Source organism: Arthrobacter sp. 1088 (genome assembly GCF_031455315.1).
Lineage (GTDB): Bacteria > Actinomycetota > Actinomycetes > Actinomycetales > Micrococcaceae > Arthrobacter.
The window spans coordinates 182,003-205,254 of sequence record NZ_JAVDSM010000005.1; the positions used below are offsets into that span (position 1 = coordinate 182,003).

Here is a 23,252-nt window from a genome sequence, read left to right on the forward strand (position 1 = left end):
CGGTTAATGGACATTTGCTGAATTGAGAAAGAGGACTAAACTTTAATGCCAACCAGCGGAAATCCCGCAGGCTACAACCACATGGCAACCCGAGGAGTGAAAACCATGGGACTGGATGACAAGATCAAGAATGCCACGGAAGAAGCAACGGGCAAGGTCAAGGAAAAGACCGGCGAAGCAACTGGCGACCGGGACCTCCAGGCCGAGGGCATGGGCGACCAGGCGTCGGCCAATGTGAAGCAGGCTGGCGAGAAGGTCAAGGACGCCGCGAAGGACGCCTTCGGCGATAAGTAGCCGGATTTCACGGCCACACGACCCCGTCCGAGGGGCAAGGGCCCTGACCGGCAAAAATAGCAAGGTTACTTGCTGTTGTTCCCGGGACCAGCTAGCGTTGCTGTTGTAGTACTACGGTCCGGCCCCTTGGACAGGAGTGCTTTTGGCTGCATTTAATAATTCATCGACGTTTGCAAAATAATGTCCCGCCCCATATTCCACTGGGCCTCTTGTGGCCCTGTTACAGCGCTTAGCCGCTGGAACTGACAACCGATGAACGGAACCGCTTCACCGAGTTCATGGAATTTCCATCAACAAGAAAGTAGGAGCAAAAATGGGTTTCTTTGGTTTTCTTTTGCTCGGCCTTTTGGCTGGGGCTATCGCAAAGCTTATTCTTCCGGGACGCCAGGGAGGCGGCTGGTTGGTCACCTTGCTGCTCGGCGTCGTCGGCGCCCTGTTGGGCGGCTGGATCGGCGGGCTGATCTTCGGCGAGGGCCTGACAGAATTCTTCGCCATTCGAACGTGGCTCCTGGCCATCGGCGGATCCATCATCGTTCTGCTGATCTACGGCCTGGCCACAGGAGGACGCCGGGCCCACCATGGCTGACGAAACCACGCCCAACACCAACCAGGACGACCTTGAGGGTCAATACGCAGAAGGTGATTACGGCGCTGCCGGAGCATCGCCTGAAGCCCTGAAAGAGGACGCGGGCGGGGACTACACCGCAGGTGACTACGCCGAGAAAACGGTCCCGTCTGCGGATGCGGAGCTCGACGAGCACAATACGGAGGACACGCCCGAGGACAGGCCGTTCTCGTCCGAGCCGGATGACGAAGCTTCCGGCTCGGGCCACCCTTAGGGCGCCTTCAAGAGTTTCAGCACCTCGTCAAGCGGCAAGACCCTCTGACGATATTCACGGGTAAGAACCCGGAGGACTGCTTCGGCAGCCTCCGGGTTCTCTGTTGCCACGGCTTCGGCCGCATAGATCACCCGAATGTTATGGGCGAAAGCGTCAGCACCAGTCTGGGCAATGCAGTTGTGGGCCGAGACGCCGGCCAGAACCACAGTTTCGACACCCCAGTTCCTGAGGCGCATCCCCAAGTCCGTACCGAAGAACGCGCTGTCGCGGGTTTTGACCATCTGCGGGAAGTCGGCCGTCACCAGGCCTGGAACGAAGTTGGCCTGCTCGCTTCCCCTGAAGATGAAGCCTTGGTCATCGTCCAGCATGTTCAGGCTCCACGTGGACTTGTCCCGCTCGTGCTGGGTAGCAACCAGGAGCACGTTTGCCCCTGCAGCGCGCGCTGCACTGGTCAATGAGTTGCACGCAGCAACAACTTCTTCCTGACGCCGTTTCAGGGCCGGTTCCTCAAAAAAGGCGTTCTGCATATCGATTACCAGCACAGCAATCATGCGGGCATAACCTTTCCAATCCTGGGTCAGAGACCCTTGCCGCCTGTCACCGGAAGCACAGCGCCTGAGATGTAGGATCCTTCGTCGGATGCGAGGAGCACATAGGCCGGTGCCAGCTCAGCAGGTTGTCCGGCACGGCCCAGCGGCGTGTCCTGGCCGAAGGTGGGAAGCTTGTCCGGCCACTCGGTGGCGGGGATCAACGGCGTCCAAATAGGGCCCGGGGCCACAGCGTTGACACGGATTCCCTTAGGCCCGAGTTCCTCTGCCATGGCTTTGGTGAATGCCACCTGGGCGGCCTTGGTCATGGCGTAGTCCACCAGCTGGGCGGAAGGATTAAAAGCCTGGATAGACGCCGTGACGATGATCGACGCCCCCGGGCGCAGGTGCGGAATCGCAGCCTGTGCTGTCCAGATCAAGGAGTACAGGTTGGTTTTGAAGACCCGATCGAATTCCTCGGTAGGAATCGTCTCCAAACCCTCGCGGTTCTTTTGGTACGCGGCGTTCAGGACCACAACGTTGAGGCCGCCGAGCTCCTGCACTGTTCGCTCCACAATCTCAGAAGCAAACTTTTCGTCGCGCGCGTCGCCGGGCAGCAACAGCGCCTGCGCCCCGCACTCACGGATCCATTCCGCCGTCGACTTCGCGTCTTCCTCCTCCTCCGGAAGATAGCTGATGGCCACATCCGCACCTTCTCGGGCATACGCGATCGCTACTGCGGCTCCAATGCCTGAATCACCGCCGGTGATCAGGGCTTTCTTGCCCTGCAGGCGGCCGTGCCCCACATAGCTGGACTCGCCATGATCGGGCTGGGGGTTCAAGGGCTTGGTCAGGCCGGGCTGTTCTTGCTCCTGTTGGGGAAATTCGTCGGAGTGATATCCGCTGCGGGGATCCTTCGGGGCAGAGGTGAGGCGATGATCCCCGCTTCCTTGCTGTCCACTGTGGTTTGGGTCGGCTTGAGTCATGGTTCTGGCCTTTCTCAGATGTCTGATTCCCGGCTTGCGAGGCTACCGTTGGCTGTACCCAGGCACATTGGACTCTAAACGCACGCAAAGGGCTAGGTCCGCAGCGTTTTGGCCTTCACCATGAGGAATATTCCGTAGGCGATCAGGCCCACGGCAACGGCGGCCAGAAGGTACGGACCATACGGTTGCTCCCTCAAAGCCCGCAGGCTTCCATCAAGTCCTGTGGATTGTTCTGGCTGAACACGGACCGCGGCAATGACCACCAGCAGGCCTACGAGCAACAGGGCAATGCCTTTGGCGATGTAGCCCACCACTCCAACACCCGATTGGAACTTGCGGGTCGGCTCCTTAAGGGAGAGCGCGAGGTCCTTTTCAAAGGTCCTCATAAAGCCACGCACCGCGAACACAACGCCGGTGATCATGATGCCGGCGCCAATTGCGACAAGCAGGACTATCCCGAACGGCGCCTTCATGAGCGTCACTGTTACATCGCTGGCAGACTCCCGACTGTTTTTTCCCTGCCCCATAGTGAAAGACAGGATGGTGGCCGCCAAGCCTGCAAACACGATTGCCTGGGCCACAGCGGAAAGCCGCTTGGATGGTTTGTTGTCCGATGCCCTGCGGTAGCCGAGGGTTGCGTTGCCCAATTGCCACAGGGCCAAGGCAGCGCAGGCGCCGAAGCACGCCCAGAGCAGGATGGGACCCACCGGTTGGGCGGCCAGTTCGGCAACAGCGCCACTGACGTCGGCTTCACCACCGCGCCCAAAGGCGAGCTGAAACGCAATAACCCCGATGAGTAAGTGCAGGAGTCCGCTGACGGCGTATCCAGCCCTCGCTACAACAACCAGGGCACGTGAGTTTGAGGCTTCCTCGGCCACATCAGCGGCCTTCTTCATCTCCTCTTTGATGACAAGCCTCCTTATTATTTTGTGACTTGTCACCATGGTGCCACTCGAACGAGCACAAGACCACGGGGCGCAAGTGGCTTGCTAGAAGCCACACACCGACTGCGGCCAGATGCTCCGAAGCCCCACACCCAAAGGGTTGAACTGCTCGCGGACGCTGGTGACGGCACGGGCCTGGCCTGGGACTTCGCCTCCACGGCCGTCAGCTTCCCCGGTACCCGCGAGGGGGTCGGACTTCACGTGGGCAGCTCCGGTATTCAGGGACGTGGCTGCGATCTGGTCAGGCATTTCGGTGGTCCTTCCTGAGAGTTCCCATCAACTCCATTGGCTGATAGTTCAACCATGGGACGGGGCCCTCAAGAAGGACGCCGGGTCATCTCAAGATTCCCTCAAGAATCCGCCGTGCTTCGAAGGCAGGTTCAGAAGGCGAAAAGGACCTCCAGTTGTTGCCCCGTCGACAGGGTAACGTGCCCCCTTACATGCGTGCCGTCGTCGTTAATCACGACGTCGGCAGGAACCGCTGCGGGTGCCTCGCGTCCCAGGTAGACCAGTGAGGCGAAGATGCTGCGACCGCCTGCCAAACGGCCTTCCAGGTATCCGCACGCAGCGTGCCCACCCAACGGCGAGACGCCCTCGGCCCGGAAGGTGCCGTTGTAGAAGAATCCGTGCAAAGGCCATAGGCCTGTGTGAAGTCCGCCGATTCCAAGAACGTGGTCGCCCAGCTCAGGCGGCCGGGTATCTGCGAGCGCATATCCGGCGTCGCGGACGCGCAGCCCGGACGGCGCGGGCCCTGGGTTGTTCGCGTCCACTTTGGGCGCCTCAACCACGTGGACCCTGAGCTCATATCCGCTGGCAGCAGTTGTCGCTGTTGCCACCCGCCAGCGGGAATTGGCGGGATCCTCCTCGTCGCTCCAGACTGGCGCATGCCAGCTTGCGGCCTGGAGATGCCAGGCTTGAAGATGCCCGGCTTTGAGCCGGTGAATCCTCCCGCGACGGCTGGGTGTTCCGGTGGCATCGAGGACGGCGAAGTGGTTGTCCACGGGGTCCTTGGTGAAGAGCGGTGCGGTGTGGCTCGAATATGCGAGGCGGCGGTAGTTGGGGTCGTCCGGTCCGGGGGCGTAGTACTTGTCGCTGCCGTGGTTGAGCACGCGGGCGATACCGTCCACGGCAGTGGAGTGGAGCAGGTAATTAGGGCCTTCTACATGCTTAACGGCGTCAATGCCCTCAAGGGGCGAGGGCTGTTCGACGGCGGTCCACACTGGATGGTCGGCGGGGAGGAGAAGTCCCACGAACGCCTTGGAGGTCCAGTACGGCGACGCTGGACCGGAGTATTCCTGGGTCATCGGGTCAAAGGCGCCGAGCCAACCGAGCGACGGCAGTCCGTCGTCGTAAGCGCCGCCATCGAGGAAGTATTTTGCGGCGCCGCTGGCGATGCGTCGGGTCTGTCCGGGGTTGAGTGGTGTCGCGCCGATGGCCTCCCCGAGGAACAAGGGAGCCACGGCGGCATAGCGGTAGATCAGTGAGCGGCCCTGAAAAACCGGGGCGCCGTTCCCGCCGAAAAAACTCACGTGATCGGCCAGGAACCTGAGGAGCCTGGCCCTGTAGATTTCGGACCTGGCTTGGGCTTCCGGGTGCCGGTTGGCCGCAAACCCGGCCCACAACACCGGATACAGATGAAGGGCCCAGCCGCAGTAGTAGTCGAAGAAATCGCCCGTGCCGTCGTTATCCCCGTCCCGGTACCAGCCGCCGCCGACGTACCAGTCTTCGAGCCGCTTCAGTCCATGTTCGATCTGCGCCGGGTTGTGCTCGAATCCGGCGCCAGCCAGGAACTCGGCGATCAGGACCTGGAAGAGCACCCAGTTGTTGTCCACGCAGGTGCTCCGCGAGGAACCCTGCAGCCACTCGGCCACCTGGGCCTGCTCGTCCCCGGACAGTGTGTCCCATAGCCAGGGTTTGGTCAGTTGCAGGCCCAGCGCAATGGAGGCGGCTTCAACCATCGGCTGCGAGCGGTCACAAATGGGCAGCCACGCTTCAGGACCATCTGGCCGCGTACCCTCAAGGAGGCCCGTCCTGTACAGGTCAAGATGGCCGTACGGGTCGTTGCCCTGCTCTCCCGCCACCCGGAAGGCGGCCAGCATAAAGGTGCGGGCGAACCCCTCCATGCCGTCGGACAAAATACCCGACGACGACGGGCGGCCGCTCAGCCGGATCAGCGCCTTCTGCGCGGAGAAGTAGGGGCGCACCGCCAGCAGCTGCTGATCCGCGAAAGCGACCCAGTGCTCCCGCGTCCATCCGGTGATGGGGCTGAGCTGGTAATCCGGTGCTGGCATGGTGAAGCCGGTGGCCATGGGTCTCCTGCGGGGGTGCGGACACGGTGAGCCCTAACCTTAGGCTCCTCATCGGCCTCATGGCGCGAGTTGAACAAAACTGAACGTGCACCTCTCGTCCCCGACCGAATGTTGCGTGATAGTTCATAATGAACAAACTGAACACAAGTGAACTTGAAGGCGGGAACCTGCATGCTGTCCGAGGATCGTCAACAGCTCATCCTGAGGGAATTGGCCCTTCACGGATCCCTGAACGCTGCCGAGTTCGCGGCCAAGCTTGGAACGTCCGGCATGACAGTGCGCCGGGACCTCGCGCTACTTGCCGGGCAGGGCTTGCTCGAGCGGGTCCATGGTGGAGCTGTTCCCATCGGCGGCCGTGCTTCCGGAAGTAGTGCGACACCACAGCAATCAACGTCCTGGCGACCGGGCGGGAGGCGACCCTTGGCGACGATCGGCATGATCGTTCCCTCGGCGTCGTACTACTTCCCGGGGGTGATCCGCGGCGCCGAGGCGGCTGCCCAGGAAGCGGGTGTGCGGTTGGTGCTGGGCGTGACCAACTACTCAAGCGAGGAGGAACGCCGCCAGCTCCGCCGCCTTTATGAACACGGTGTGGACGGGATCCTGATCACGCCGAGCGAGCAATCCTTGGCTGGCACAGAGACGATGGACCTGTTGGCTGAAGCTGTGGTGCCTGTAGTCGTTGTCGAGCGTTCCATTGACAACGCACTGGACCACGGCCGCCTCGAAGCCGTGCGAAGTGATCACGTGCGGGGCGCGGAAATCGCCGTCAACCATCTCCTGGGCCTTGGCCACCGCAAGATCGCCATGTGCCTTCGCGAGAACAGCCCGACCGCGCCGCAGCTTATCGATGGCTACCACCTGGCCATGCAGCGTGCCGGGCATCGCGACGTGGATTCGATGGTTCGTTCGATGTCCCGGGCTCTGAATGATCCCGAGGCCCATCGACTGGTGGTGGGCGGCATCCTCGATTGGTGTACAAAAACCGACGTCACAGCCGCGATTGTCCACACTGATGAGGACGCACTCCAGTTCGCCAGCGCCTGCCAGGAACGGCAGCTTCGCATTCCGGAGGACTTTGCGATCATTGCGTACGACGACGAAATCGCCGCTTTGGGGGCCGTTCCCCTGACCGCGGTGGCACCACCGAAGTACGACGTCGGGCATCAAGCCTTGGTGATGTGCCTGAACCGGATCGGCGCACGTCGTGGAAGCACGTCCGCGCTGCAGCGCGTGAACCTCTCGCCCGAGTTGGTGGTTCGGGACTCAACACAGGTGTAGAGCCCGCCTCATCGTTTGTTTACTTCTGTTCACTTCGTTGTCTGTGTTCACTTTTGTGGCTTTCATTGTGCCTAGTCCAAGGTGCCCCCAGCGCACACCACGACTTCGCATCGTGAACTTCAAAGGAGAACAGAATGAAGCGTCGCCAGCTTCTGCTAGGAGCAGCCAGCATCATGGCAAGTGCTGCCCTCATCACCGGCTGTGGCAGCACCCCGGCAGCCACGCCAACGCCCACTGAAGACCCGTCCGGGACCATCACTTTCTGGTCGTCGATGGCCGGGATGGACAAGGTGGCCGCAGCCTTTAACGCGAGCCAGGGCAAAATCAAGGTCAACTTCGAAACCGTCCCCAACGGAGCGAGCGGCGGCTACGCCAAGTTGTCCACAGCAATCACCGCCGGCAACGGCCCGGACGTTGCCACCATCGAATACCCGCAGCTTCCCCAGTTTGTGAGCAACGGCCAGCTCCAGCCACTGGACGGGCTGATCAACAAGGCCGAAACAGTGGACAAGCTAACGGACGGGACCAAAGCATTGGTTCAATTCGGCGAAGAGACGTACGCACTCCCCTACGACGCCGCGCCGATGATTATGTGGTACCGCAAGGACATGCTGGACAAGGCCGGCGTCGGCGTCCCCAAAACCTGGGACGAATTCGAAGAGGCCGGCAGGAAGCTGAAGGCAGTAGCCCCGGAAGCACACCTGGCCAGCTTCAACCCCAACGAAGCCGCACTTACTGCCGCCTTGTCGTGGCAGGCCGGAGCCAAATGGTTCGGTACCGAAGGCGACAGCTGGAAGGTTGGCGTGAACGATGAGCCCACCCAAAAAGTCGCCGCGTTCTGGCAGAAGCTGATCGACCAAAAGATCGTCAAGGTCCAACAGTCCTTCAGCGACGAATGGTCGGCAGATTTGGCGAGCGGCGCCGTCGTCGGTGTTCTGGGCGCCAACTGGAGTGCCACCGGCATCCAGAAGCGTACCGAAGCAAGCGGCCAGAAAGGACAGTGGATCGCAGCGGAGGTGCCCAACTGGGGAACTCCGGCAGATGCGTTCTATGGCGGCTCGAGCTTCAACATCACCAAGAGCAGCAAGAACCCGGCCGCTGCGGCCAAGTTCATCGAGTTCCTCGCAACCAACCCGGACGCCATCAAAGCGCGCGGCAACACCGGTTCGGCTTTCCTCGCCTTCCCGGGGCTGACACCGGTTGCGCAGCAGGCATTCGATGCCAGCTACTTCGGCAACGACATCTACGAGGTCTTCGACAACGCGTACTCCACCATCACCCCGGGGTGGCAATGGGGTCCCAATTGGGACATCACCAACACCGCTCTCAAGGACGCCTATGGAAAGTTGACCACCGGCGGCAAGGTCGCGGACGCCGTTGATACCGCCCAGACCGCAACCGTAGCCGGACTCAAGCAGAACGGCCTCTCCGTCAAGGAGTAGGCCCGCACGGTGGGGCGGTCTCTTCATAGGGGCGCCCCACCAGCGAGGAGAATCATCATGGCCAACCAGGCACCTGCTACCTCCCGAAGGAAACCCCGCACGATGTCCGGAACCGGCGGCCGCACAGCCGCGCTCTTCCTGACCCCGTTCTTCGCGGTGTTTACCCTGGCGATGGTGGCACCCGTCATCTACTCGATCGTGCTCAGCTTCTTCGCCCAGCAGAAGTCCGGACTCGGCTTCGGCCAGGCCAAGACCTCGTTCGTGGGACTTGAGAACTATCTGCAGGTCCTGCAATCGGAGAGTTTTGTGGGCGGCATAGGTCGCCTCATCATGTACTGCCTGCTGTACATCCCGTGCATGGTGGGCGGCGCCTTGGCGTTCGCACTGCTGCTTGATGCTGCCGCAGCGCGTGCCCGGAAGCTGTTCCAGCTCCTCGTCTTCCTCCCCCACGCGGTGCCGGGCGTCATCGCTGCATTGATCTGGGCCTACCTCTACACCCCCGGTGTCAGCCCGATCGTTTCGGTCCTGGAAACCGGCGGCATTTCCCTGGACTTCCTGGACAACCACATGATCCTGCCGTCCATCGTGAACATCGCGGTGTGGGAGTGGACGGGCTACAACGTCATTGTGCTGTTCACCGCGCTTCAGGCGGTTCCACGGGAAACCCTGGAAGCCGCCCGGGTGGACGGCGCAGGCGAAATCCGTGCCGCCATCAGCATCAAGCTGCCGCTGATCCTGCCTGCACTTGGCGTCATCATGCTCTTTACAGTGATCGGAACCCTGCAGTTGTTCACGGAGCCGTCCATCATTTCCAAAGCAACGGCCTCCGTAACCAGCACCTGGGTTCCCAACATGTGGGCCTACGATGCCGCCTTCAACCGGCACAACCTCAACCAGGCCGCCGCGGCCTCCATCATCATCGCGCTCATGGCAGCGGTGCTGTCCTGGGCCGTCACCCGCTTCAGCTCAAGGATGAACAAAGCATGAGCACCTCAACGTTGTCCCGTCCAGGGGTTACCGGTCCGGTTGCGCCGTCGAGGAAACGCCGCCGGAGTCGTGGCACCCGCGGCGGCCTGGCAAGTGCGTTCACCGTGAACGCGCTGCTGATACTGGGTTGCGCCTACATGGTGCTGCCTGTCCTGTGGTTGTTCTTTGCCTCCACCAAGAACGCCGCCGATCTCTATTCCACCGGTGCTTATGCTTTCGGGCAACCTTCCTTTGTGGAGAACGTTGGCGCCGTTCTTGGGCAGGATGGTGGCGTGTTCCTCCGCTGGATGGCCAACTCCATGTTCTATGCCGCGTTCGGGGCCATCTTTGGTGGACTGGTCTCTGTCATGGCTGGCTACGCCTTCGATAAATTCCAGTTCCGCGGCAAGGACTCATTCTTCGGCCTGGTCCTTGTGGGCGTGCTGATTCCCAACACAGCCACAGTCCTTCCGATGTATCTGCTGGCCTCCGTATTTGGCATCACCAACACCATCTGGGCCATCCTCATCCCCGTGCTCTGCAACCCGTTCGGCGTGTACTTGGCCCGCGTGTATTCGGCGGCGTACGTTCCGGGCGAAACGTTGGAGGCAGCGCGCGTGGACGGAGCCGGACCGATCCGCTCCTTCTTTTCCCTGGGGTTGCCCATGATGATGCCGGGTTACATCACCATCGCGTTGTTCCAGTTTGTTGGCGTGTGGAACAACTTCATGCTCCCGCTGGTGATGCTCCAGGACCAGCAGCTGCTGCCTGTCAGCGTCGGAATTTCGATCTGGCAGGGATACTCACTCCCCCAGCCCGAGTTCACGCCGATGGTCATCACAGGATCACTTTTGTCCATCATTCCGTTGCTGCTCGCGTTCATCATGCTCCAGCGCTTCTGGAAATCCGGTCTCACGGCAGGGAGCGTTAAATGAGCCTGAACGTTGCCTTGGCCATGCCTGTTCACACTGCCCGGGCGGTGTTCCCGTCCCGAAGCCTGGATCCGCTGGAGCCTGCTTTGAACCTGCTCAGCCGGGATCCGATCGAGGACTTTGGTTCAGTATCCGGCCGGGCACTCCTGGCTGAAGCGGACATCCTCATCACTGGTTGGGGTTGTCCAATGATCGACGACGACGTGCTGGACGCTGCCCCACGGTTGCGTTACGTCCTGCACGCCGCCGGAAGCGTCAAGCACCACATCAGTGGCCCGTGCTGGGAGCGGGGCTTGTTGGTGAGTTCCGCCGCGGACGCCAACGCCATTCCCGTGGCCGAATACACCGTGGCCATGATCGTCCTGGCCAACAAACGGGTCCTGCAGATAGCCCGCGCCCTGCACAGCACCCGGATGGAGGTCCTCCCTGAACAGCTCTTCCCCGACATGGGCAACTACCGCAAGCGCGTCGGAATTATCGGGGCGTCAAAGATCGGCCGTCACGTCATCCGGCTGCTTACCGCTTACGAGCTGGACATCGTGGTGGCCGACCCGTACCTGTCGGCCGCTGAGGCGGGCGCTCTCGGCGTCGAGCTTGTAAGCCTGGACGAACTGGTGGCGGACTGCGACATCGTCAGCCTCCACGCGCCGTCGTTACCGTCCACAAAGAACCTCATCGACGCCGGTCGCATCGATCGGATGCGTCCAGGGGCTACTTTTATCAACACCTCGCGCGGCGAGTTGGTGGACCAGGACGCCCTCTTGGCCCGGCTGGAGCGCGGCGATCTATATGCTGTGCTGGACGTGACGACGCCATGGGTGCTGCCTTCCGATTCCCGGTTCTACACGCATCCCAACGTGTTGCTGACACCCCATCTGGCGGGGTCGCTGGGTAACGAGCTGGAGCGGATGGCGGCGAGCGCAGTAGGCGAAGCTTTGCGGTTGTCCAGGGGGGAAGCGCTGCAATTTCCAGTGGCGGCGGAAGACCTGGCGTTCATGGCATAGCGCATTCCCGGCGGGCTCTCATGGTGCCGCGCCGACGGACCGTAATGTTGCGCAGATCACATTTGCTGCCTACGCTGGGGTGGCTGCAGCGTGGCAGCGAACGGATGAAAGGCAGCATATTGACCAGCGAGAAGCTCTCTGTAGTTGTTCGAGTCGACCTTGACGGAGCACAGATCCAGATCGCAGCAACAGGTCATGTGACCACCTCCAATCTCCACGCGCTGTATCCAATCGTTCAACGCACCAACAGCCTGGCCGACGGCAGGGACGTCGAGATGGACCTTACTGGTGCCTTGATCGAACCGGATGCGCTTGAACAACTGCAGGGCTACGCGATGCTCCACGAGTTGCCTGTTCGGGTCGATGCTGTTCCGGCGTTGGCGGGGGCCGGGCTGGCGGCGTGAGCTACGTCAGCCCTCAAGCCGAGGACTAACCTGACTGACATGACTCAGTCAGCGCGCGCATGGATCGGGACCATCGTCTTCCTGTTCCTCGCGCCTGGCATCGTGGCGGGTCTGATCCCCTGGCTCATCTCTGGATGGCGGCTTTACGACTGGGACGGCGGCACGTGGCTGGTGGTGCCGGTCGCCTGGATCGCGATCACCCTGGGGGTAGCCTTCCTGCTTCACGCCTTCGCGCTGTTCGCCCTTCACCAGGGAACGCCCGCGCCGGTTGCGCCCACCCGGACGCTGGTTGTCACCGGGGTTTATCGATTCGTGCGCAATCCCATGTACCTTGCGGTGCTCACAATCATCCTCGGCCAGGCGCTGCTCTTCGGCAGTTGGTGGCTCGTGATCTATGCTGCGATAGCCCTCATCGCCGTCGTCACTTTCGTGAAGGGTTACGAGGAACCGACCCTCACTGACACGTACGGTGAGCAGTACCTCGAGTACCGGCGCAACGTTCCGGGGTGGTGGCCGCGGCTGACGCCTTGGCGGGGGTAACGGACCGCCTCAACCAGCTCCCTGGCTCAGCCGAACGGCCGCCTCCTGCTGGACGCGGGCAGCCTTGCTTGAATAGTCGGCGATGATCCGGAGTTCGTCGTCGCTGTAGCCTTCCAGTAGCGCGGCCATCCCGGCCATGAAATCGGTGAAATAGGGCGACGCGGCAGCAACCTGGTCACTTACGAGCTCGATCAGGACCTTCCGCTTGTCCTCGCCATGCTTGACCCGCCGGGCCACGCCTTTGCTTTCGAGGCGCTGCATGAGTCCGGTGACCGATGCGGGCGCCAGGCCTGAATGTTCCCCGAACTCACCCGCCGTCATAGGTCCGTGGCGCAGCAGGATATCGATGGCCTTGCCCTCCGTCGCCGAAAGGCCACGCAGTTCAGACAGCGCGGTGTGGAACATGATCGCGGCAGTGGACAGCTCCCGGCCCGACTCATAAACAGCTTCCAGCAGAGCTTCGCGTTGCCCCTGATTCGTCATGCTCCGAGGCTAGCAAAGTCTTTCGCTTGTCCGAAACGATTGACCGGGCAGGGCTAGCCCATTATATTTCTTTTAACCGAACGAAATAAATCCAAAGAAGGAGCTCCCGTGCTGAACTGTCTTGTCATCGGATCGGGCGTAGCCGGCCTTTCAACGGCCCTCTCACTCCAGAAAGCCGGCCACTCCGCCACCGTTTTTGAAGCGCACAATGGACCTTCTGACGGAGTAGGCGCCTTCCTCACCCTCGCCGTCAACGGTTTCGACGCCCTGGACACTCTGGGACTCAAGGAGCACGCCGCGCAACTGGGCTTCAGCACTCCCCTTATGTCCATGTACCTGGGCAGCACGGGTTGCCACCTGATCGATTTCGATTTCGGCGGCACGCTCCCGGATGGCACCACGGCTCGGACCATGACCCGCTCGGAGCTGTACACACTCTTGCGGGAGGAAGCACTCCGCCGTGGGATCCGGATCGAGCACGGCAAGCGTCTGGCAGCGGTGGAGGAACGGCCCGACGGTGTCACGGCCGTTTTCGACGACGGCACCTCCGCCAACGGCGACCTGCTGGTTGGGGCGGACGGGCTGCGCTCGGCGGTGCGGCCGCTGATCGACCCCGCTTCGCCCGCACCGCGCACCATCCCGCTGCTCAACACGGGCGGCATCATTCCTGCCGACACCGCCACTTTGGCGCTCAAGGAGGAGGACCTGGGCGTGTCCCCGGGGCGCATGAAGATGGTGTTCGGCAAGCGCTGCTTCTACTGCTTCATGCCCAGCCCCGACGGCAGGGTCTGGTGGTTCGCAAATCCCTTGCAGCGCTCCAGTGCTGATCCGTCTTTGCTCGGCCAGGAGGATCTCAGAGCTTGGTTAACAAGCTTGGTAAAGGCAGACCGGACGCCGATGGCGGCCCTGATTCGTGCCACGGAAGACATCATCAAGCCGTATTCCACGTTCGATTTTCCCAGCGTCCCCCGCTGGTACCGCGGCAGGATGGTCCTGGTGGGCGATGCCGCCCATGCTGCGTCCCCTTCCTCCGGGCAGGGCGCATCGATGGCGATCGAGGACGCCGTCACGCTGGGCCGCGCCCTTCGGGGGGCCACTGGCGACGACAAAGAAGCCAGCCTCACTGCCCGGTTTGCGGACTACGAGGCGGAGCGCCGCCCCCGTGCGGAGACGGTGGTTGCCTGGGGCCGCCGGAATTCCCAACCCAAGGTCAGGAACCAGTTCACCCGCGTACTCCAGGACCTGGCCATGCGTGCCATCTTCCGGGGACTTGCCCGGAAGGCGGCGGACAACTTCGACTGGCTGTACGGCCATCACATCGACTGGGATGCGGTCCCCGGGTTTGCCGACAGATGACCACCTCACTCACCCGGAAGGAGTTGTGCCAGCTCCCCCGGCCGCTGCCTTCTCCATATAGGACGCCGAGACCCTCCGATAAACGGGCGTCAGGAATGCGATCAGTGCCGCCGCAATGAGAATGAATCCGGCAATCAGGAACACGAGGGCGATCCCGCGGGACGTGCCCTGACCCAATAGTGGTTCAAGTTGGGCGGCGCCCTCTGCGGAGCGGGCGTACGGAATGATCCAGAACTGGGCAAGCGGGGCGATGAGGAAAGCGGTGATGGGCGCTGCGGCGGACTCGAACGCCATGGCGAATCCGAATACCCTGCCTTGCCGGTTCAGGGGAACCACCTGCTGGATAACCGTCTGCTCGGCCGCTTCCACGATGGGAACCAAGGTCAAATACAGCCAGATGCCAGCCACGTACAGCCATGCCCATTCACGCAGGGTGAACACTGCACCAAGGAATCCCATGACGGCGACAACGATCAGCATGGTTCGCAAGGGGTTGGAGCCGAGCCCAAACTTTCCTACCAGCGCGCCACCCACGAGGAAGCCGGTGGAACCCACGGCGAAGAACGTTCCCCACATCTCAACGGAGAACATTTCCAATCCGTACGGATCCATCAACGCCATGTACACACCGCCCACGAAGTTGTTGAACGTGGAGAACACGATCAGTGCGAACAACCCGGAGATAGCCAGCACAGCGGCAAGCGAGCCGCGGAAGTCGAAACCGCCATGTGCGTCAGTGGCTGCCGCTTGCACCTCTTCGGGCATTCGCAAGGTGAGCAGGTGCGCGAACGCCAGCGCGGTAAAAACCAGGGAGGCCACAATGGTCCAGCCCATGCCCAACAGGCCCACCGACAGTCCGGAGAGGACGGAGGTGACAATGAACATGAGACCCTGCACCATCCCCACCATTCCATTTGCATTGGCCCGGCGATCAGGCTCAATGAGGATGGTGACGGTGGTGGAGAGGGCAATGTTGCGCAAGTTCTCAACGACGGCACCCACGAGGATGATCAGGGTGAAAATCCAGAACCATGGCTGTGCCAAGTCCAGCAGAAGACTTGTAGGGGTGAGGAGAAACAGCACTCCTGACAGCACGAACATCACCAGGGTGAACCCGGCAGCGAAGCGCATCACGGCAAGCTTCCGATACCTGTCCACGAACGTGCCGAAGCTGATGCTGGAGAGTGCAATCAGCAGCATGTAGGCACCCCCGACGACCCCCGTCGCAATCACGTTGCGGGTTTCGAGATAAACCCAGAATGTCAGGGCGAACCAGAGATAACTTGTGGTGATATTTGCCAGGGCGGTGTTCACCAGGATCCCCATGAAGGTCCGGGATCGCTGTGCCGGAGTGCGCAGGGAGAGGTCGATAACTTCAGTAACCCCAGCCGGTTCCTGCTCGGTCATGCGTTCCAGTGTACTGACAGCAATTGCCGCAGATAAGGGCCGGCGCAAACGCAAACCTTGTGACAATCCAACCCGGCCAACCTCCGGGTAGGATCGGCAGGGAATCCTAAAGAAGCCTGGGGGAAATTCTTGATGAAAGGTGCAAAAGGCCACCTCGCCTTCACCGACGACGTTAGCCGGGATCTGGAGTTGCGGGAGTACGGCCTGGACCCCGGAGAAGATTCCACCCTGCTTCCCAACGCCGCCGTGATGAGTGCCCTCCAGAACCTCGTGCGCCTTGCCACTGAGCTTTGCGGCGCCCCTTTCGGGGTAGTCAACATCATTAGCGCCGAATACCAATACCAAGTTGGCGCCTGGGGTGTGGAACCGGGCATGTGCTCACGCGAAGATTCCATGTGTGCCAAGGTGTTCCTCTCCCGCGAGATCACCGTTATCCCTGACGCTTCGCTGGATCCGCGGTCCGCTGACAACCCGTTCGTGACCGGTGAATTGGGCAGGGTTCGGTTCTACGCTTCGGTTCCGTTGCAAACAGAGTCAGGATTCGTTCCCGGCACCTTGTGCGTCTTTTCTGACAAGCCCAAAGAGATCCGGCCTGAGCAAGTCGCCATGCTGGAAGTCCTGGCCAAGCAGGTGGTGGAGCTGTTGGAGCTGCAGCACCGCACAATCCAACTGGACCGCACGTATGCAGAGTTGAGGGAGAGCAACGCAAAGCTGGCTGGTTTCGCGGGCCGCGTCAGCCACGATCTCCGGATTCCGCTCACCACCATCCTGGGTTACGTGGAGTTGGTGGAGGACGATCCGGACGTCCAAACGGACAGCGCGGCAGCCAAATACCTGAGCCGCATCGGGGCAAGCGGCCGCCGCATGTTGGGGATGCTGGAAGACGTCCTGAGCTACTCGAGGGTGGGCGGCGGCATCCAGCCGCAACAGGTCTCACTTAAAGAGGCAGCGGGCGAGGTGGCCAGGGACCTCGGCATCGAGGACGACATCCTTGAAGTGCAGGACCTGAACCTCCAGGCAGACAAGGGCCAACTGCGCACTCTGCTGCAGAACCTGCTGTCCAACGCCATGAACTACCGCAACCCCGAAAGGGACCTGCGTGTCCGGATCAGTGGAGTCTCCAATTACCACGGCGCCACCATTTTCGTGGCCGACAACGGTAAGGGCATCAACGCGGAGGATCGGGCCAAAGTCCTGGAACCGTTGGTGCGCCTGCGCCGCCAAGGCGACGGGCCTGGCTCCGGCCTGGGACTGGCCACCTGCAGCAGCATTGCCAAGGCCCACGGCGGCGAACTCACGCTCTCGGAAACTGCCGGCGGCGGAACCACGGTGGCAGTGAGCTTTCCGGCCTGACCATAGCAGCACGCAAGGCAAGAAAACGCTCGACGTCGACCTGCCGCCGTCGTGCGTCTTCCCTCCTCAGGCGTTAGCCGCGGCCGTTCCCCTTACCTTTTTCAGGCTTGGTCTCGCCCTTTCCGCCGCTCTTGGCGTCCGCGAGATCCTGGGGATCGGTGGCTGTACCATCCTGGGCGGGCACCGTGGCTTGACCGGCGGGCGCCGGAACGGGCTGCTGATCCTGCACATCCACCACCTCGACTGCAGGCGCCACCGCTGGCGCCGTTTCCAAGGGAGTCGCTGGCCCGCTGGGTTGGGACTCAATGACGGAGACACCGGGATCAGTCTGCCGCGTCGGTTCGGCTGAAGGTGCCGATGAAAAGACGCCATTGAAGAGCAACGCCACAGCGACCGGAACGGCGAGGGCAGCCGCAACCAGCCCGGCGAGCACCTTGGCCTTCTTGCCAAAAGCCCTTGGACCCGTAGCGGAAACACGCCTTCCCGCGGCTGAAGCAGCGGGCCCGGGGCTTGAGGTAACCACCTGTGGCGGCCGCGACGGCAAAGCCGGCTTCGCTGGGATGGCAGGCGCCGCTGGAACTACCGGCAGGGTTGCCGTTGCCACAGGCGGCAGCTTTCGACGCCGGCCGGACAGGACGTCTTCAACGTCGCCCGCCGTCGGGCGTCGCCCTGGATCCATGTCGGTCATTGCCTGGAGGAGCCCACGCAGTCCATTGGGTAGGTCTTCCGGGATCTCCGGCGCCCGGTGAAGGCGTGCCGAGGCCGTCTCTACCGGTGTTCCAGGGTATTCGGGCTTGCCAGTGAGGCACTCCAGGAGGACCAAACCCAAAGAGTAGATGTCGCTGGCGGGCGTCAGGTGCAGCCCTTGTGCCTGCTCCGGGCTGAGGTATTGCGCCGTGCCGACGGTGAAGCCCGTTGCGGTGAGACGGTTATCGTCCATGACCAGGGCGACTCCGAAATCTGCCAGCTTCACAGATTCGGCTCCATCTGTCCCCTCGGAGACGACGATATTCGCTGGCTTGATGTCGCGGTGAATGACGCCCTGGGCATGCACCTGGGCAAGGGCGCCAGCCAGTCGCACGCCGATGCGGGTGGTTTCGGCATGCGTCAGAGGCCCATCGGACAATACGGCTTTCAGGTCACGACCCTCTACGAGTTCCATGACCAGGTAGGCGCGTTCTTCCTCATTGCGGGTATCCACGCCCGCATCGAAGGCTGCCACCAAGCCTGGATGGTCAAAGGCGGCCAGCAGCCGCATCTCGGTTTCCTGGCGGGCCCTGAATGAGTCGTCGCCGGAGCCAGGGAGGAAGATCTTGATTGCCACGTCCCGGCCAAGGAGCAAATCCGTGGCCCGGTACACCGTGGACATGGCTCCCCGGCCCAAAACAGGTCCCAGCAGATAGCGGCCATCGATAGCAGTCGCACTGGAATCGGTCACGTGGAACTCCACGGCCTCGTCTTTGTTGCCCACGAATTGTCACGCCCTTCAGGCCCACCTGCGTGCCTCGGACCCTAACAGTGTCCGCTGCTACCAGGCAACGCCGCCGATCAAACTTTCACGAGAGCCGCGCGGCCGCCCTGTTCGGCGAAACCGCTACGGCTTGAGCAGTCCTGCGTCAAACAGCATCATCCGGAATTCACCAGATAAGTCATCAGGATACTTAGTATTGACCCGGAAGGGAAACGCGACCTCGCGTCGGACGTTTTCCTTACGTGACGCACGGAACTGCGGCCCGGGCGGCCGGAAGGCACAATGGAAGGCATGACCCTTACTACCTTCGCCCTCGTCCGCCATGGCCAGACCGACTGGAACGCGGAGCGCCGGTTGCAGGGGGCCACCGACATTCCACTGAACGACGTCGGCCGCGAACAGGCACGTGAAGCCGTCGCCACTTTGTCCAATTACCAGTGGGACGCGATCGTTTCCTCGCCCTTGAGCCGTGCCGCAGAAACCGCTGATCTGATCGCCGAGGGCCTGGGCCTTACTGTCGCCCGGCGGGTTCCGGAGCTTATTGAGCGAAGCTTTGGACCGGCCGAAGGCCTGCAAGCCGGCCCGGAGCTCGAAGCACTCCGCATCCCGGGTGGTTTCCGCGGCGGCGAGAGTGATGACGATGCGGCCAGCCGTGGCATTGACGCCCTGGAACAGCTGGCACAGGAATTTTCAGGACAGCGCGTCCTGGTGGTAACCCACGGCACCCTGATCCGACTGACGCTTAGCCGGGCGATTGGACGCACGCTTGATAGCGTCCACAATGCCGTGCTGAACCTCGCCCATCACCATGTCTCGGATGGCTGGAAGCTGGAGTACTTCAACGGCGAGTTGCTGACGGCTGACGTGGACAGCTGACACAACCGCGAAATTCAGCGAATCTTATTGACATTGCGCATGCCAGTTTCTGTATGCTCAAGAGGGTCAAGCAGTTGGCGCCATTCGCTCCGGTTTCCCTGGAGGTCAGCTTGGCTCTCACACTTGTTGGCTCCCGACTCGTGACCACTGAAGCCTGCCGGGCCAACGCAATCACGCTGACGGCAAGGGTAACTCTCGCCACCGACGGCTGGTTTGAACTTCGCGTCATTCAAATACCGGGGCTGGTGCTCCACGTTTCCCGGCTGGAAGAGGCGGCACAAACTGTGCTCGACGCCGCAACTGCCTCAAGCGGCCGGAAGCCGGAAGAGTTCGACGTCCAGTTCCAATGCTGAGCAAGCCGGCGCCGGGTTGGGTCAACGGGCCTCAACCCGGCTTCGCAGTTGCTGTACGAAGTCGGGGTAGGCCGCGGCAATCTCTTCCAGATCCACCGTTTGGGGAAAGTCGATCACGGGTTGGTGCCCGGCCAGAAAGTTGGCCGTCTCTTCAGTGATGATCTGCCCATCCTGGCCGTCCAGCCCGGCCTCGGTCAGGAACTCAGGGGTGATCCGGAAGACGGACTCCCCGGCCTGCCCTTCGGATTCCCAGCGCACCAAGTATTCATCCTGGTTTACGAGTTCCACATCGAATGACTTCTCCATGCCAGCAGCCTACGTGGTGTTCAGCCGTGACCGCTGTTTGTTCACTAGGATGACTGCATGGCAGCCATCGAATCTATAGTTATCGAGGTCGCTCCCACCACACAGCAGGTGGAGGCCTTCTACGCTGACGTTTTCAGCATGGGCGGCAGGGTTCAGGTGCGTCCATCCGAGGCGCCGGCCACGGGCTTTCGTGGATTTACGATGTCGCTTGTGCTCTCCCAGCCAGCCAGCGTAAACAGCCTTATGGACAACGCCCGCGACGCCGGCGCGATGGTCATCAAGCCGGCCGCCAAATCGCTGTGGGGGTACGGCGGAGTCCTCCAGGCTCCGGACGGCACCATCTGGACAGTCGCCTCCTCGTCCAAGAAGGACAGTGGTCCGGCCAATACGCACATTGATGCGATGGTTCTCCAACTGGGCGTCGCGGATGTGGCTGCCAGCAAGCAGTTCTATCTCGACCGGGGCCTCACCTTGGCCAAGAGTTTCGGAAACCGGTACGTCGAGTTTGATACCGGCACCATCAAGCTGACGCTCAATAAACGCAGCGCGCTGGCTAAGACCGCCGGGGTATCACCTGACGGCACGGGGTCACATCGCCTCCTCATCAGCGGCGATGCAGGCACCTTCACCGACCCGGACGGCTTCACCTGGAAATCACCGCTGGGCTGAGAGCTAAACCTCGGGTCGCGGACGCCTGTCGATGATGGTTTCGGGAGCATCGCGACGCTCCACGATATGGTCCGTACGCCGGGTGCGGCTTGCCATGATGATGGAAATGATCAGGCCCAATACGCCTACAGCCATCAGGATGTAGCCGATCAGGACCTGGTCCACGAAGGGGATGAGCCCGGGGGCAAGCGCAAAGGCCAGAATCGCTCCAATGGCGATCAGTGCTATGGAAGAACCTATTCTCATGTCGTGCTCCTCTCACTTCCGACCGGCCCGCGAACGGGTGATCACGGAACTGCGTCGATATCGTAAGCATACTTCCCAATTTGCGGCATGCGATAGATTGTGCCCGCCATTGTTCCCCTCCCGGCCGCCCCGACGTGGGCTGCGGATCAGTGCCCGAAACCTGCAGCAAACCGGGCGACGGCGTCCTCCGGAGTGGGCGGCGGACCAAAAACTTCGGCTTGCCGGCTCGTGTTGGCCACATATCGGCCCGTCTCGAACCAGGCGGACATGCTGGCCATGTCGCTTATCAGCGGTACAAAGCGTTCAGTGACTTTGCCCAGGCCCTTGAGCACAGGCGTTGGAACGGCCATGATTTTGACGTCCTTGCCGTCGGGCCCGCCGTGCCTGGACAGGAGATCCACCGCCTCGGACATGCTGACGGGCCGGGTCCAGCCGATGTCGATGCGTTCGCCATCGGTTATCTCCGCATCCACGGCATCGGCAAGGTATCCAGCGAGGTCGCTGGTGAGGACGAAGGTCAGTGGGGTGTCCTTGGAACCGATCCACATGACGCGGCCTTTCGCCAGAGGGTCGCCGCCCATCCCGGCGGTCTGGTCAAAGAAGGCGCCCGGACGCAGCGCAACGAACGGCACGCCCAGCTGTTCGAACGTATCCTCGGCTTGTTTCTTGTGCCAAAAGTGCGGCACCTGGGGTGTCAGATCACAGGTGAGGATGCTGATGAGGACAAACCTCGGGACACCTGTTTGTTTGGCCGCCACCGCCAGGTTGCTCTGGCCAAAGGTGTCGATCGCATTTGCGTTCTTGTCGTTCCGTGTATACCCGGCAGCAGTGGAAATAACTCCGGCCACACCAGTCATTGCATGGATCAACGACGCCACGTCAAGCATGTCGCCACGGACTACCTCGACACCTTTGGCTTCGAGCTTGCCGGCGTCGGATTTTGCCCGGACCAGCGCCCTGACGCTTTTGCCGCGCTTGAGAAGTGCATCAACTACCTGACTGCCAAGGTAGCCGGTGGCACCGACCACGAGGACAGGCTTTTCTTCAGCCATGATTTGCTCCTTGGACTCGCCGGGTTCGCTCCCAGGAACAGTCGTAGCATGCCTCGCGGCGCTGATTCCAGACTTCACGCAAACGCACGACGGCGACCTGCCGCCGTCGTGCGTTTGACCCCTCCCCGATCAAGCCCTTTGGTGACCATCCGGTCAAATGGTGATGGCGATCTTCCCGCGTGTTTTGCCGGCGTCGAAGTAACGCATGGCTTCCGGAACGTGGTCAAGGGGATAGCTCAGGTCGATAGCCGGGACGATGGTTCCGGCTTGGAGGAGACCGGCGAGGTGCTCAAGGTCTTCCGAACGCTCAGTACCAACGATCATGGTCAGCTTTTGGCTGATGAAGGGGGACAGTGCCAGTGCGCGGAACTGCCTGTCCATGCCACCCGTTAGCGGCCCACCTTCTTCACCTCCAGTAAGGACCGCCGTCCCGCTGTGGGTGAGCGCCCGGCGAAGACGCTTCAGGTTGGGGTTTCCGGCGAGATCGATGATGACGTCATAGTGCTCAGAGCCGTCCGCGAAATCCTGTTTGATGTAATCGATGACGCGGTCGGCGCCGAGGGACAACACGTGGTCCGCCTTGCCGCCGCTGCAGACCGCGGTAACTTCAGCTCCTGCGGCTTTGGCAAGTTGCACTGCGTAGCCGCCAACCTCGCCAGAGGCGCCAGTGATCAGCACTTTGAGCCCCTTCGAGGTTTGCCCTGCCGGCGTCCCGACATCCATCCCACCTGCACGTAGAGCCTGAAGCGCGGTGCAGGCTGAAACGGGGACCACTGCGGCTTGCTCGAAGCTGATGTTTGCCGGCTTGAGGGCGAGGTGACCCTCCCCCGCGACGGCATACTCAGCGAAGGAGCCCTTCCCCACGCCGAAAACGTGATCCCCGACCGCGAAACGGGTTACGCCAGGCCCCACGGCTTCAATGATCCCGGCGAGGTCGAGCCCGGGTACGGGATTCCTGGGGCGCCGGAACCCAAAGGCCAGGCGCAGGGCGTAAGGCTTCCCTGTCATGATGTGCCAGGTCCCGCGGTCCAGCCCTGCGGCGCGGACCCGGACCAGCACCTCGTTGTCCGCTATCTCCGGCTTGGGGATCCGGGCCAAGCGAAGGACGTCGGCGGAGCCGTAGGCATCCTGGACGACCGCCCGCATGGTGACTTCCGGGGTGGGCGCCACATTGGACGCAGACGATTCCTTGGCTTGCTGACCAGTGGTCATGGC

At 61.9% G+C, this 23,252-nt stretch carries 27 protein-coding genes; 15 read left to right on the forward strand and 12 right to left on the reverse strand.

The annotated features are described in order from the left end of the window. The first annotated feature begins 105 nt into the window (after positions 1-105). The 3 genes from J2Y41_RS09535 (at position 106) to J2Y41_RS09545 (ending at position 1,133) form a co-directional block, all read left to right on the forward strand. Positions 106-294, forward strand: coding sequence for a CsbD family protein (locus J2Y41_RS09535; protein ID WP_224093815.1), 189 nt, complete (start codon positions 106-108; stop codon positions 292-294). Positions 295-607: 313 nt separating this feature from the next. Beyond that, positions 608-880, forward strand: coding sequence for a GlsB/YeaQ/YmgE family stress response membrane protein (locus J2Y41_RS09540; protein WP_224093148.1), 273 nt, complete (start codon positions 608-610; stop codon positions 878-880). Beyond that, entirely contained in the window at positions 873-1,133 is a 261-nt protein-coding gene (locus J2Y41_RS09545) for a hypothetical protein (RefSeq protein WP_224093138.1), read from the forward strand. Before J2Y41_RS09540 ends, J2Y41_RS09545 begins: the two co-directional genes overlap by 8 nt. Here the strand turns inward: J2Y41_RS09545 and J2Y41_RS09550 are convergent. From J2Y41_RS09550 to J2Y41_RS09570, 5 genes are all read right to left on the reverse strand, one after another. Then, on the reverse strand, positions 1,130-1,684 hold the full coding sequence (locus tag J2Y41_RS09550; RefSeq protein WP_309928217.1) for an isochorismatase family cysteine hydrolase: 555 nt from the start codon (positions 1,682-1,684) through the stop codon (positions 1,130-1,132). The genes J2Y41_RS09545 and J2Y41_RS09550 overlap by 4 nt on opposite strands. Positions 1,685-1,710: 26 nt before the next feature. Then, positions 1,711-2,646, reverse strand: a complete 936-nt coding sequence (locus tag J2Y41_RS09555; protein WP_309928218.1) for an SDR family oxidoreductase — start codon at positions 2,644-2,646, stop codon at positions 1,711-1,713. A 92-nt stretch (positions 2,647-2,738) separates the two neighbouring features. Continuing rightward, complete coding sequence (locus J2Y41_RS09560) at positions 2,739-3,542, reverse strand: DUF1206 domain-containing protein (RefSeq protein WP_309928219.1); 804 nt, start codon at positions 3,540-3,542, stop codon at positions 2,739-2,741. A 93-nt stretch (positions 3,543-3,635) separates the two neighbouring features. Continuing rightward, positions 3,636-3,839, reverse strand: coding sequence for a hypothetical protein (locus J2Y41_RS09565; protein ID WP_224093121.1), 204 nt, complete (start codon positions 3,837-3,839; stop codon positions 3,636-3,638). A 131-nt stretch (positions 3,840-3,970) separates the two neighbouring features. After that, entirely contained in the window at positions 3,971-5,899 is a 1,929-nt protein-coding gene (locus J2Y41_RS09570) for a DUF2264 domain-containing protein (RefSeq protein WP_309928220.1), read from the reverse strand. Between the two features lie 171 nt (positions 5,900-6,070). Here J2Y41_RS09570 and J2Y41_RS09575 point away from each other — a divergent pair, with 171 nt between their 5' ends. The 7 genes from J2Y41_RS09575 to J2Y41_RS09605 all read left to right on the forward strand — a co-directional run bounded on the left by J2Y41_RS09575 (position 6,071) and on the right by J2Y41_RS09605 (position 12,465). Then, positions 6,071-7,177: a substrate-binding domain-containing protein gene (locus tag J2Y41_RS09575; protein ID WP_224093112.1), complete on the forward strand. Its 1,107-nt coding sequence runs from the start codon at positions 6,071-6,073 to the stop codon at positions 7,175-7,177. Positions 7,178-7,311: 134 nt separating this feature from the next. Beyond that, positions 7,312-8,619, forward strand: coding sequence for a sugar ABC transporter substrate-binding protein (locus J2Y41_RS09580; RefSeq protein WP_309928221.1), 1,308 nt, complete (start codon positions 7,312-7,314; stop codon positions 8,617-8,619). 57 nt (positions 8,620-8,676) lie between these two features. Further along, positions 8,677-9,606 carry a sugar ABC transporter permease gene (locus tag J2Y41_RS09585; RefSeq protein ID WP_309928222.1) on the forward strand — a complete coding sequence of 310 codons (930 nt, stop codon included), beginning with the start codon at positions 8,677-8,679 and terminating at the stop codon, positions 9,604-9,606. Then, entirely contained in the window at positions 9,603-10,520 is a 918-nt protein-coding gene (locus J2Y41_RS09590) for a carbohydrate ABC transporter permease (protein WP_224165742.1), read from the forward strand. Before J2Y41_RS09585 ends, J2Y41_RS09590 begins: the two co-directional genes overlap by 4 nt. Next, the gene (locus J2Y41_RS09595; RefSeq protein WP_309928223.1) at positions 10,517-11,521 is read left to right on the forward strand and encodes a hydroxyacid dehydrogenase; all 1,005 of its coding nucleotides are present in this window, start codon (positions 10,517-10,519) and stop codon (positions 11,519-11,521) included. Before J2Y41_RS09590 ends, J2Y41_RS09595 begins: the two co-directional genes overlap by 4 nt. Before the next feature lie 119 nt (positions 11,522-11,640). Next, entirely contained in the window at positions 11,641-11,925 is a 285-nt protein-coding gene (locus J2Y41_RS09600; RefSeq protein WP_224093099.1) for a hypothetical protein, read from the forward strand. A 39-nt stretch (positions 11,926-11,964) separates the two neighbouring features. Next, complete coding sequence (locus J2Y41_RS09605) at positions 11,965-12,465, forward strand: isoprenylcysteine carboxylmethyltransferase family protein (RefSeq protein ID WP_309928224.1); 501 nt, start codon at positions 11,965-11,967, stop codon at positions 12,463-12,465. 9 nt (positions 12,466-12,474) lie between these two features. Here J2Y41_RS09605 and J2Y41_RS09610 read toward each other — a convergent pair whose 3' ends face one another. Next, positions 12,475-12,948, reverse strand: coding sequence for a MarR family transcriptional regulator (locus J2Y41_RS09610; RefSeq protein ID WP_309928225.1), 474 nt, complete (start codon positions 12,946-12,948; stop codon positions 12,475-12,477). 108 nt (positions 12,949-13,056) lie between these two features. Here J2Y41_RS09610 and J2Y41_RS09615 point away from each other — a divergent pair, with 108 nt between their 5' ends. Next, a complete protein-coding gene (locus J2Y41_RS09615; protein ID WP_309928226.1) occupies positions 13,057-14,304 on the forward strand; it encodes an NAD(P)/FAD-dependent oxidoreductase in 1,248 nt (415 codons plus the stop codon). A gap of 9 nt (positions 14,305-14,313) precedes the next feature. Here J2Y41_RS09615 and J2Y41_RS09620 read toward each other — a convergent pair whose 3' ends face one another. Further along, complete coding sequence (locus J2Y41_RS09620) at positions 14,314-15,711, reverse strand: MFS transporter (RefSeq protein WP_309928228.1); 1,398 nt, start codon at positions 15,709-15,711, stop codon at positions 14,314-14,316. A gap of 132 nt (positions 15,712-15,843) precedes the next feature. Between J2Y41_RS09620 and J2Y41_RS09625 the strand changes: the two genes are divergently transcribed. Then, on the forward strand, positions 15,844-17,064 hold the full coding sequence (locus J2Y41_RS09625) for a GAF domain-containing sensor histidine kinase (protein ID WP_309928229.1): 1,221 nt from the start codon (positions 15,844-15,846) through the stop codon (positions 17,062-17,064). Between the two features lie 73 nt (positions 17,065-17,137). On the opposite strand, the gene J2Y41_RS09630 is transcribed toward J2Y41_RS09625, so the two are convergent. Next, entirely contained in the window at positions 17,138-18,502 is a 1,365-nt protein-coding gene (locus J2Y41_RS09630; RefSeq protein ID WP_309928231.1) for a protein kinase domain-containing protein, read from the reverse strand. 315 nt (positions 18,503-18,817) lie between these two features. Between J2Y41_RS09630 and J2Y41_RS09635 the strand changes: the two genes are divergently transcribed. Together J2Y41_RS09635 and J2Y41_RS09640 are read left to right on the forward strand one after the other, a co-directional pair. After that, positions 18,818-19,411 carry a histidine phosphatase family protein gene (locus J2Y41_RS09635; protein WP_309928232.1) on the forward strand — a complete coding sequence of 198 codons (594 nt, stop codon included), beginning with the start codon at positions 18,818-18,820 and terminating at the stop codon, positions 19,409-19,411. A gap of 110 nt (positions 19,412-19,521) precedes the next feature. Further along, the gene (locus tag J2Y41_RS09640) at positions 19,522-19,764 is read left to right on the forward strand and encodes a hypothetical protein (protein WP_224165752.1); all 243 of its coding nucleotides are present in this window, start codon (positions 19,522-19,524) and stop codon (positions 19,762-19,764) included. Positions 19,765-19,785: 21 nt separating this feature from the next. Here the strand turns inward: J2Y41_RS09640 and J2Y41_RS09645 are convergent, their stop codons facing one another. Next, positions 19,786-20,070, reverse strand: a complete 285-nt coding sequence (locus J2Y41_RS09645) for a hypothetical protein (protein WP_309928233.1) — start codon at positions 20,068-20,070, stop codon at positions 19,786-19,788. 57 nt (positions 20,071-20,127) lie between these two features. Between J2Y41_RS09645 and J2Y41_RS09650 the strand changes: the two genes are divergently transcribed. Further along, positions 20,128-20,739 carry a glyoxalase gene (locus tag J2Y41_RS09650; RefSeq protein WP_309928235.1) on the forward strand — a complete coding sequence of 204 codons (612 nt, stop codon included), beginning with the start codon at positions 20,128-20,130 and terminating at the stop codon, positions 20,737-20,739. 3 nt (positions 20,740-20,742) lie between these two features. Here the strand turns inward: J2Y41_RS09650 and J2Y41_RS09655 are convergent, their stop codons facing one another. The 3 genes from J2Y41_RS09655 to J2Y41_RS09665 form a co-directional block, all read right to left on the reverse strand. Then, positions 20,743-20,985: a DUF6458 family protein gene (locus J2Y41_RS09655; RefSeq protein ID WP_224093076.1), complete on the reverse strand. Its 243-nt coding sequence runs from the start codon at positions 20,983-20,985 to the stop codon at positions 20,743-20,745. 146 nt (positions 20,986-21,131) lie between these two features. Next, positions 21,132-22,037 carry an SDR family oxidoreductase gene (locus tag J2Y41_RS09660; protein ID WP_309928236.1) on the reverse strand — a complete coding sequence of 302 codons (906 nt, stop codon included), beginning with the start codon at positions 22,035-22,037 and terminating at the stop codon, positions 21,132-21,134. 153 nt (positions 22,038-22,190) lie between these two features. Then, a complete protein-coding gene (locus J2Y41_RS09665) occupies positions 22,191-23,249 on the reverse strand; it encodes an NAD(P)-dependent alcohol dehydrogenase (protein ID WP_309928237.1) in 1,059 nt (352 codons plus the stop codon). Between the last annotated feature and the right edge of the window lie 3 nt (positions 23,250-23,252).

Coding starts and splice junctions, on each gene's coding strand:
- J2Y41_RS09535 (WP_224093815.1), top strand. CDS start 106: ATGGGACTGGATGACAAGATCAAGAATGCCACGGAAGAAGCAACGGGC.
- J2Y41_RS09540 (WP_224093148.1), top strand. CDS start 608: ATGGGTTTCTTTGGTTTTCTTTTGCTCGGCCTTTTGGCTGGGGCTATC.
- J2Y41_RS09545 (WP_224093138.1), top strand. CDS start 873: ATGGCTGACGAAACCACGCCCAACACCAACCAGGACGACCTTGAGGGT.
- J2Y41_RS09550 (WP_309928217.1), bottom strand. CDS start 1,684: ATGATTGCTGTGCTGGTAATCGATATGCAGAACGCCTTTTTTGAGGAA.
- J2Y41_RS09555 (WP_309928218.1), bottom strand. CDS start 2,646: ATGACTCAAGCCGACCCAAACCACAGTGGACAGCAAGGAAGCGGGGAT.
- J2Y41_RS09560 (WP_309928219.1), bottom strand. CDS start 3,542: ATGAAGAAGGCCGCTGATGTGGCCGAGGAAGCCTCAAACTCACGTGCC.
- J2Y41_RS09565 (WP_224093121.1), bottom strand. CDS start 3,839: ATGCCTGACCAGATCGCAGCCACGTCCCTGAATACCGGAGCTGCCCAC.
- J2Y41_RS09570 (WP_309928220.1), bottom strand. CDS start 5,899: ATGGCCACCGGCTTCACCATGCCAGCACCGGATTACCAGCTCAGCCCC.
- J2Y41_RS09575 (WP_224093112.1), top strand. CDS start 6,071: ATGCTGTCCGAGGATCGTCAACAGCTCATCCTGAGGGAATTGGCCCTT.
- J2Y41_RS09580 (WP_309928221.1), top strand. CDS start 7,312: ATGAAGCGTCGCCAGCTTCTGCTAGGAGCAGCCAGCATCATGGCAAGT.
- J2Y41_RS09585 (WP_309928222.1), top strand. CDS start 8,677: ATGGCCAACCAGGCACCTGCTACCTCCCGAAGGAAACCCCGCACGATG.
- J2Y41_RS09590 (WP_224165742.1), top strand. CDS start 9,603: ATGAGCACCTCAACGTTGTCCCGTCCAGGGGTTACCGGTCCGGTTGCG.
- J2Y41_RS09595 (WP_309928223.1), top strand. CDS start 10,517: ATGAGCCTGAACGTTGCCTTGGCCATGCCTGTTCACACTGCCCGGGCG.
- J2Y41_RS09605 (WP_309928224.1), top strand. CDS start 11,965: ATGACTCAGTCAGCGCGCGCATGGATCGGGACCATCGTCTTCCTGTTC.
- J2Y41_RS09610 (WP_309928225.1), bottom strand. CDS start 12,948: ATGACGAATCAGGGGCAACGCGAAGCTCTGCTGGAAGCTGTTTATGAG.
- J2Y41_RS09620 (WP_309928228.1), bottom strand. CDS start 15,711: ATGACCGAGCAGGAACCGGCTGGGGTTACTGAAGTTATCGACCTCTCC.
- J2Y41_RS09625 (WP_309928229.1), top strand. CDS start 15,844: ATGAAAGGTGCAAAAGGCCACCTCGCCTTCACCGACGACGTTAGCCGG.
- J2Y41_RS09635 (WP_309928232.1), top strand. CDS start 18,818: ATGGAAGGCATGACCCTTACTACCTTCGCCCTCGTCCGCCATGGCCAG.
- J2Y41_RS09645 (WP_309928233.1), bottom strand. CDS start 20,070: ATGGAGAAGTCATTCGATGTGGAACTCGTAAACCAGGATGAATACTTG.
- J2Y41_RS09650 (WP_309928235.1), top strand. CDS start 20,128: ATGGCAGCCATCGAATCTATAGTTATCGAGGTCGCTCCCACCACACAG.
- J2Y41_RS09655 (WP_224093076.1), bottom strand. CDS start 20,985: ATGAGAATAGGTTCTTCCATAGCACTGATCGCCATTGGAGCGATTCTG.
- J2Y41_RS09660 (WP_309928236.1), bottom strand. CDS start 22,037: ATGGCTGAAGAAAAGCCTGTCCTCGTGGTCGGTGCCACCGGCTACCTT.
- J2Y41_RS09665 (WP_309928237.1), bottom strand. CDS start 23,249: ATGACCACTGGTCAGCAAGCCAAGGAATCGTCTGCGTCCAATGTGGCG.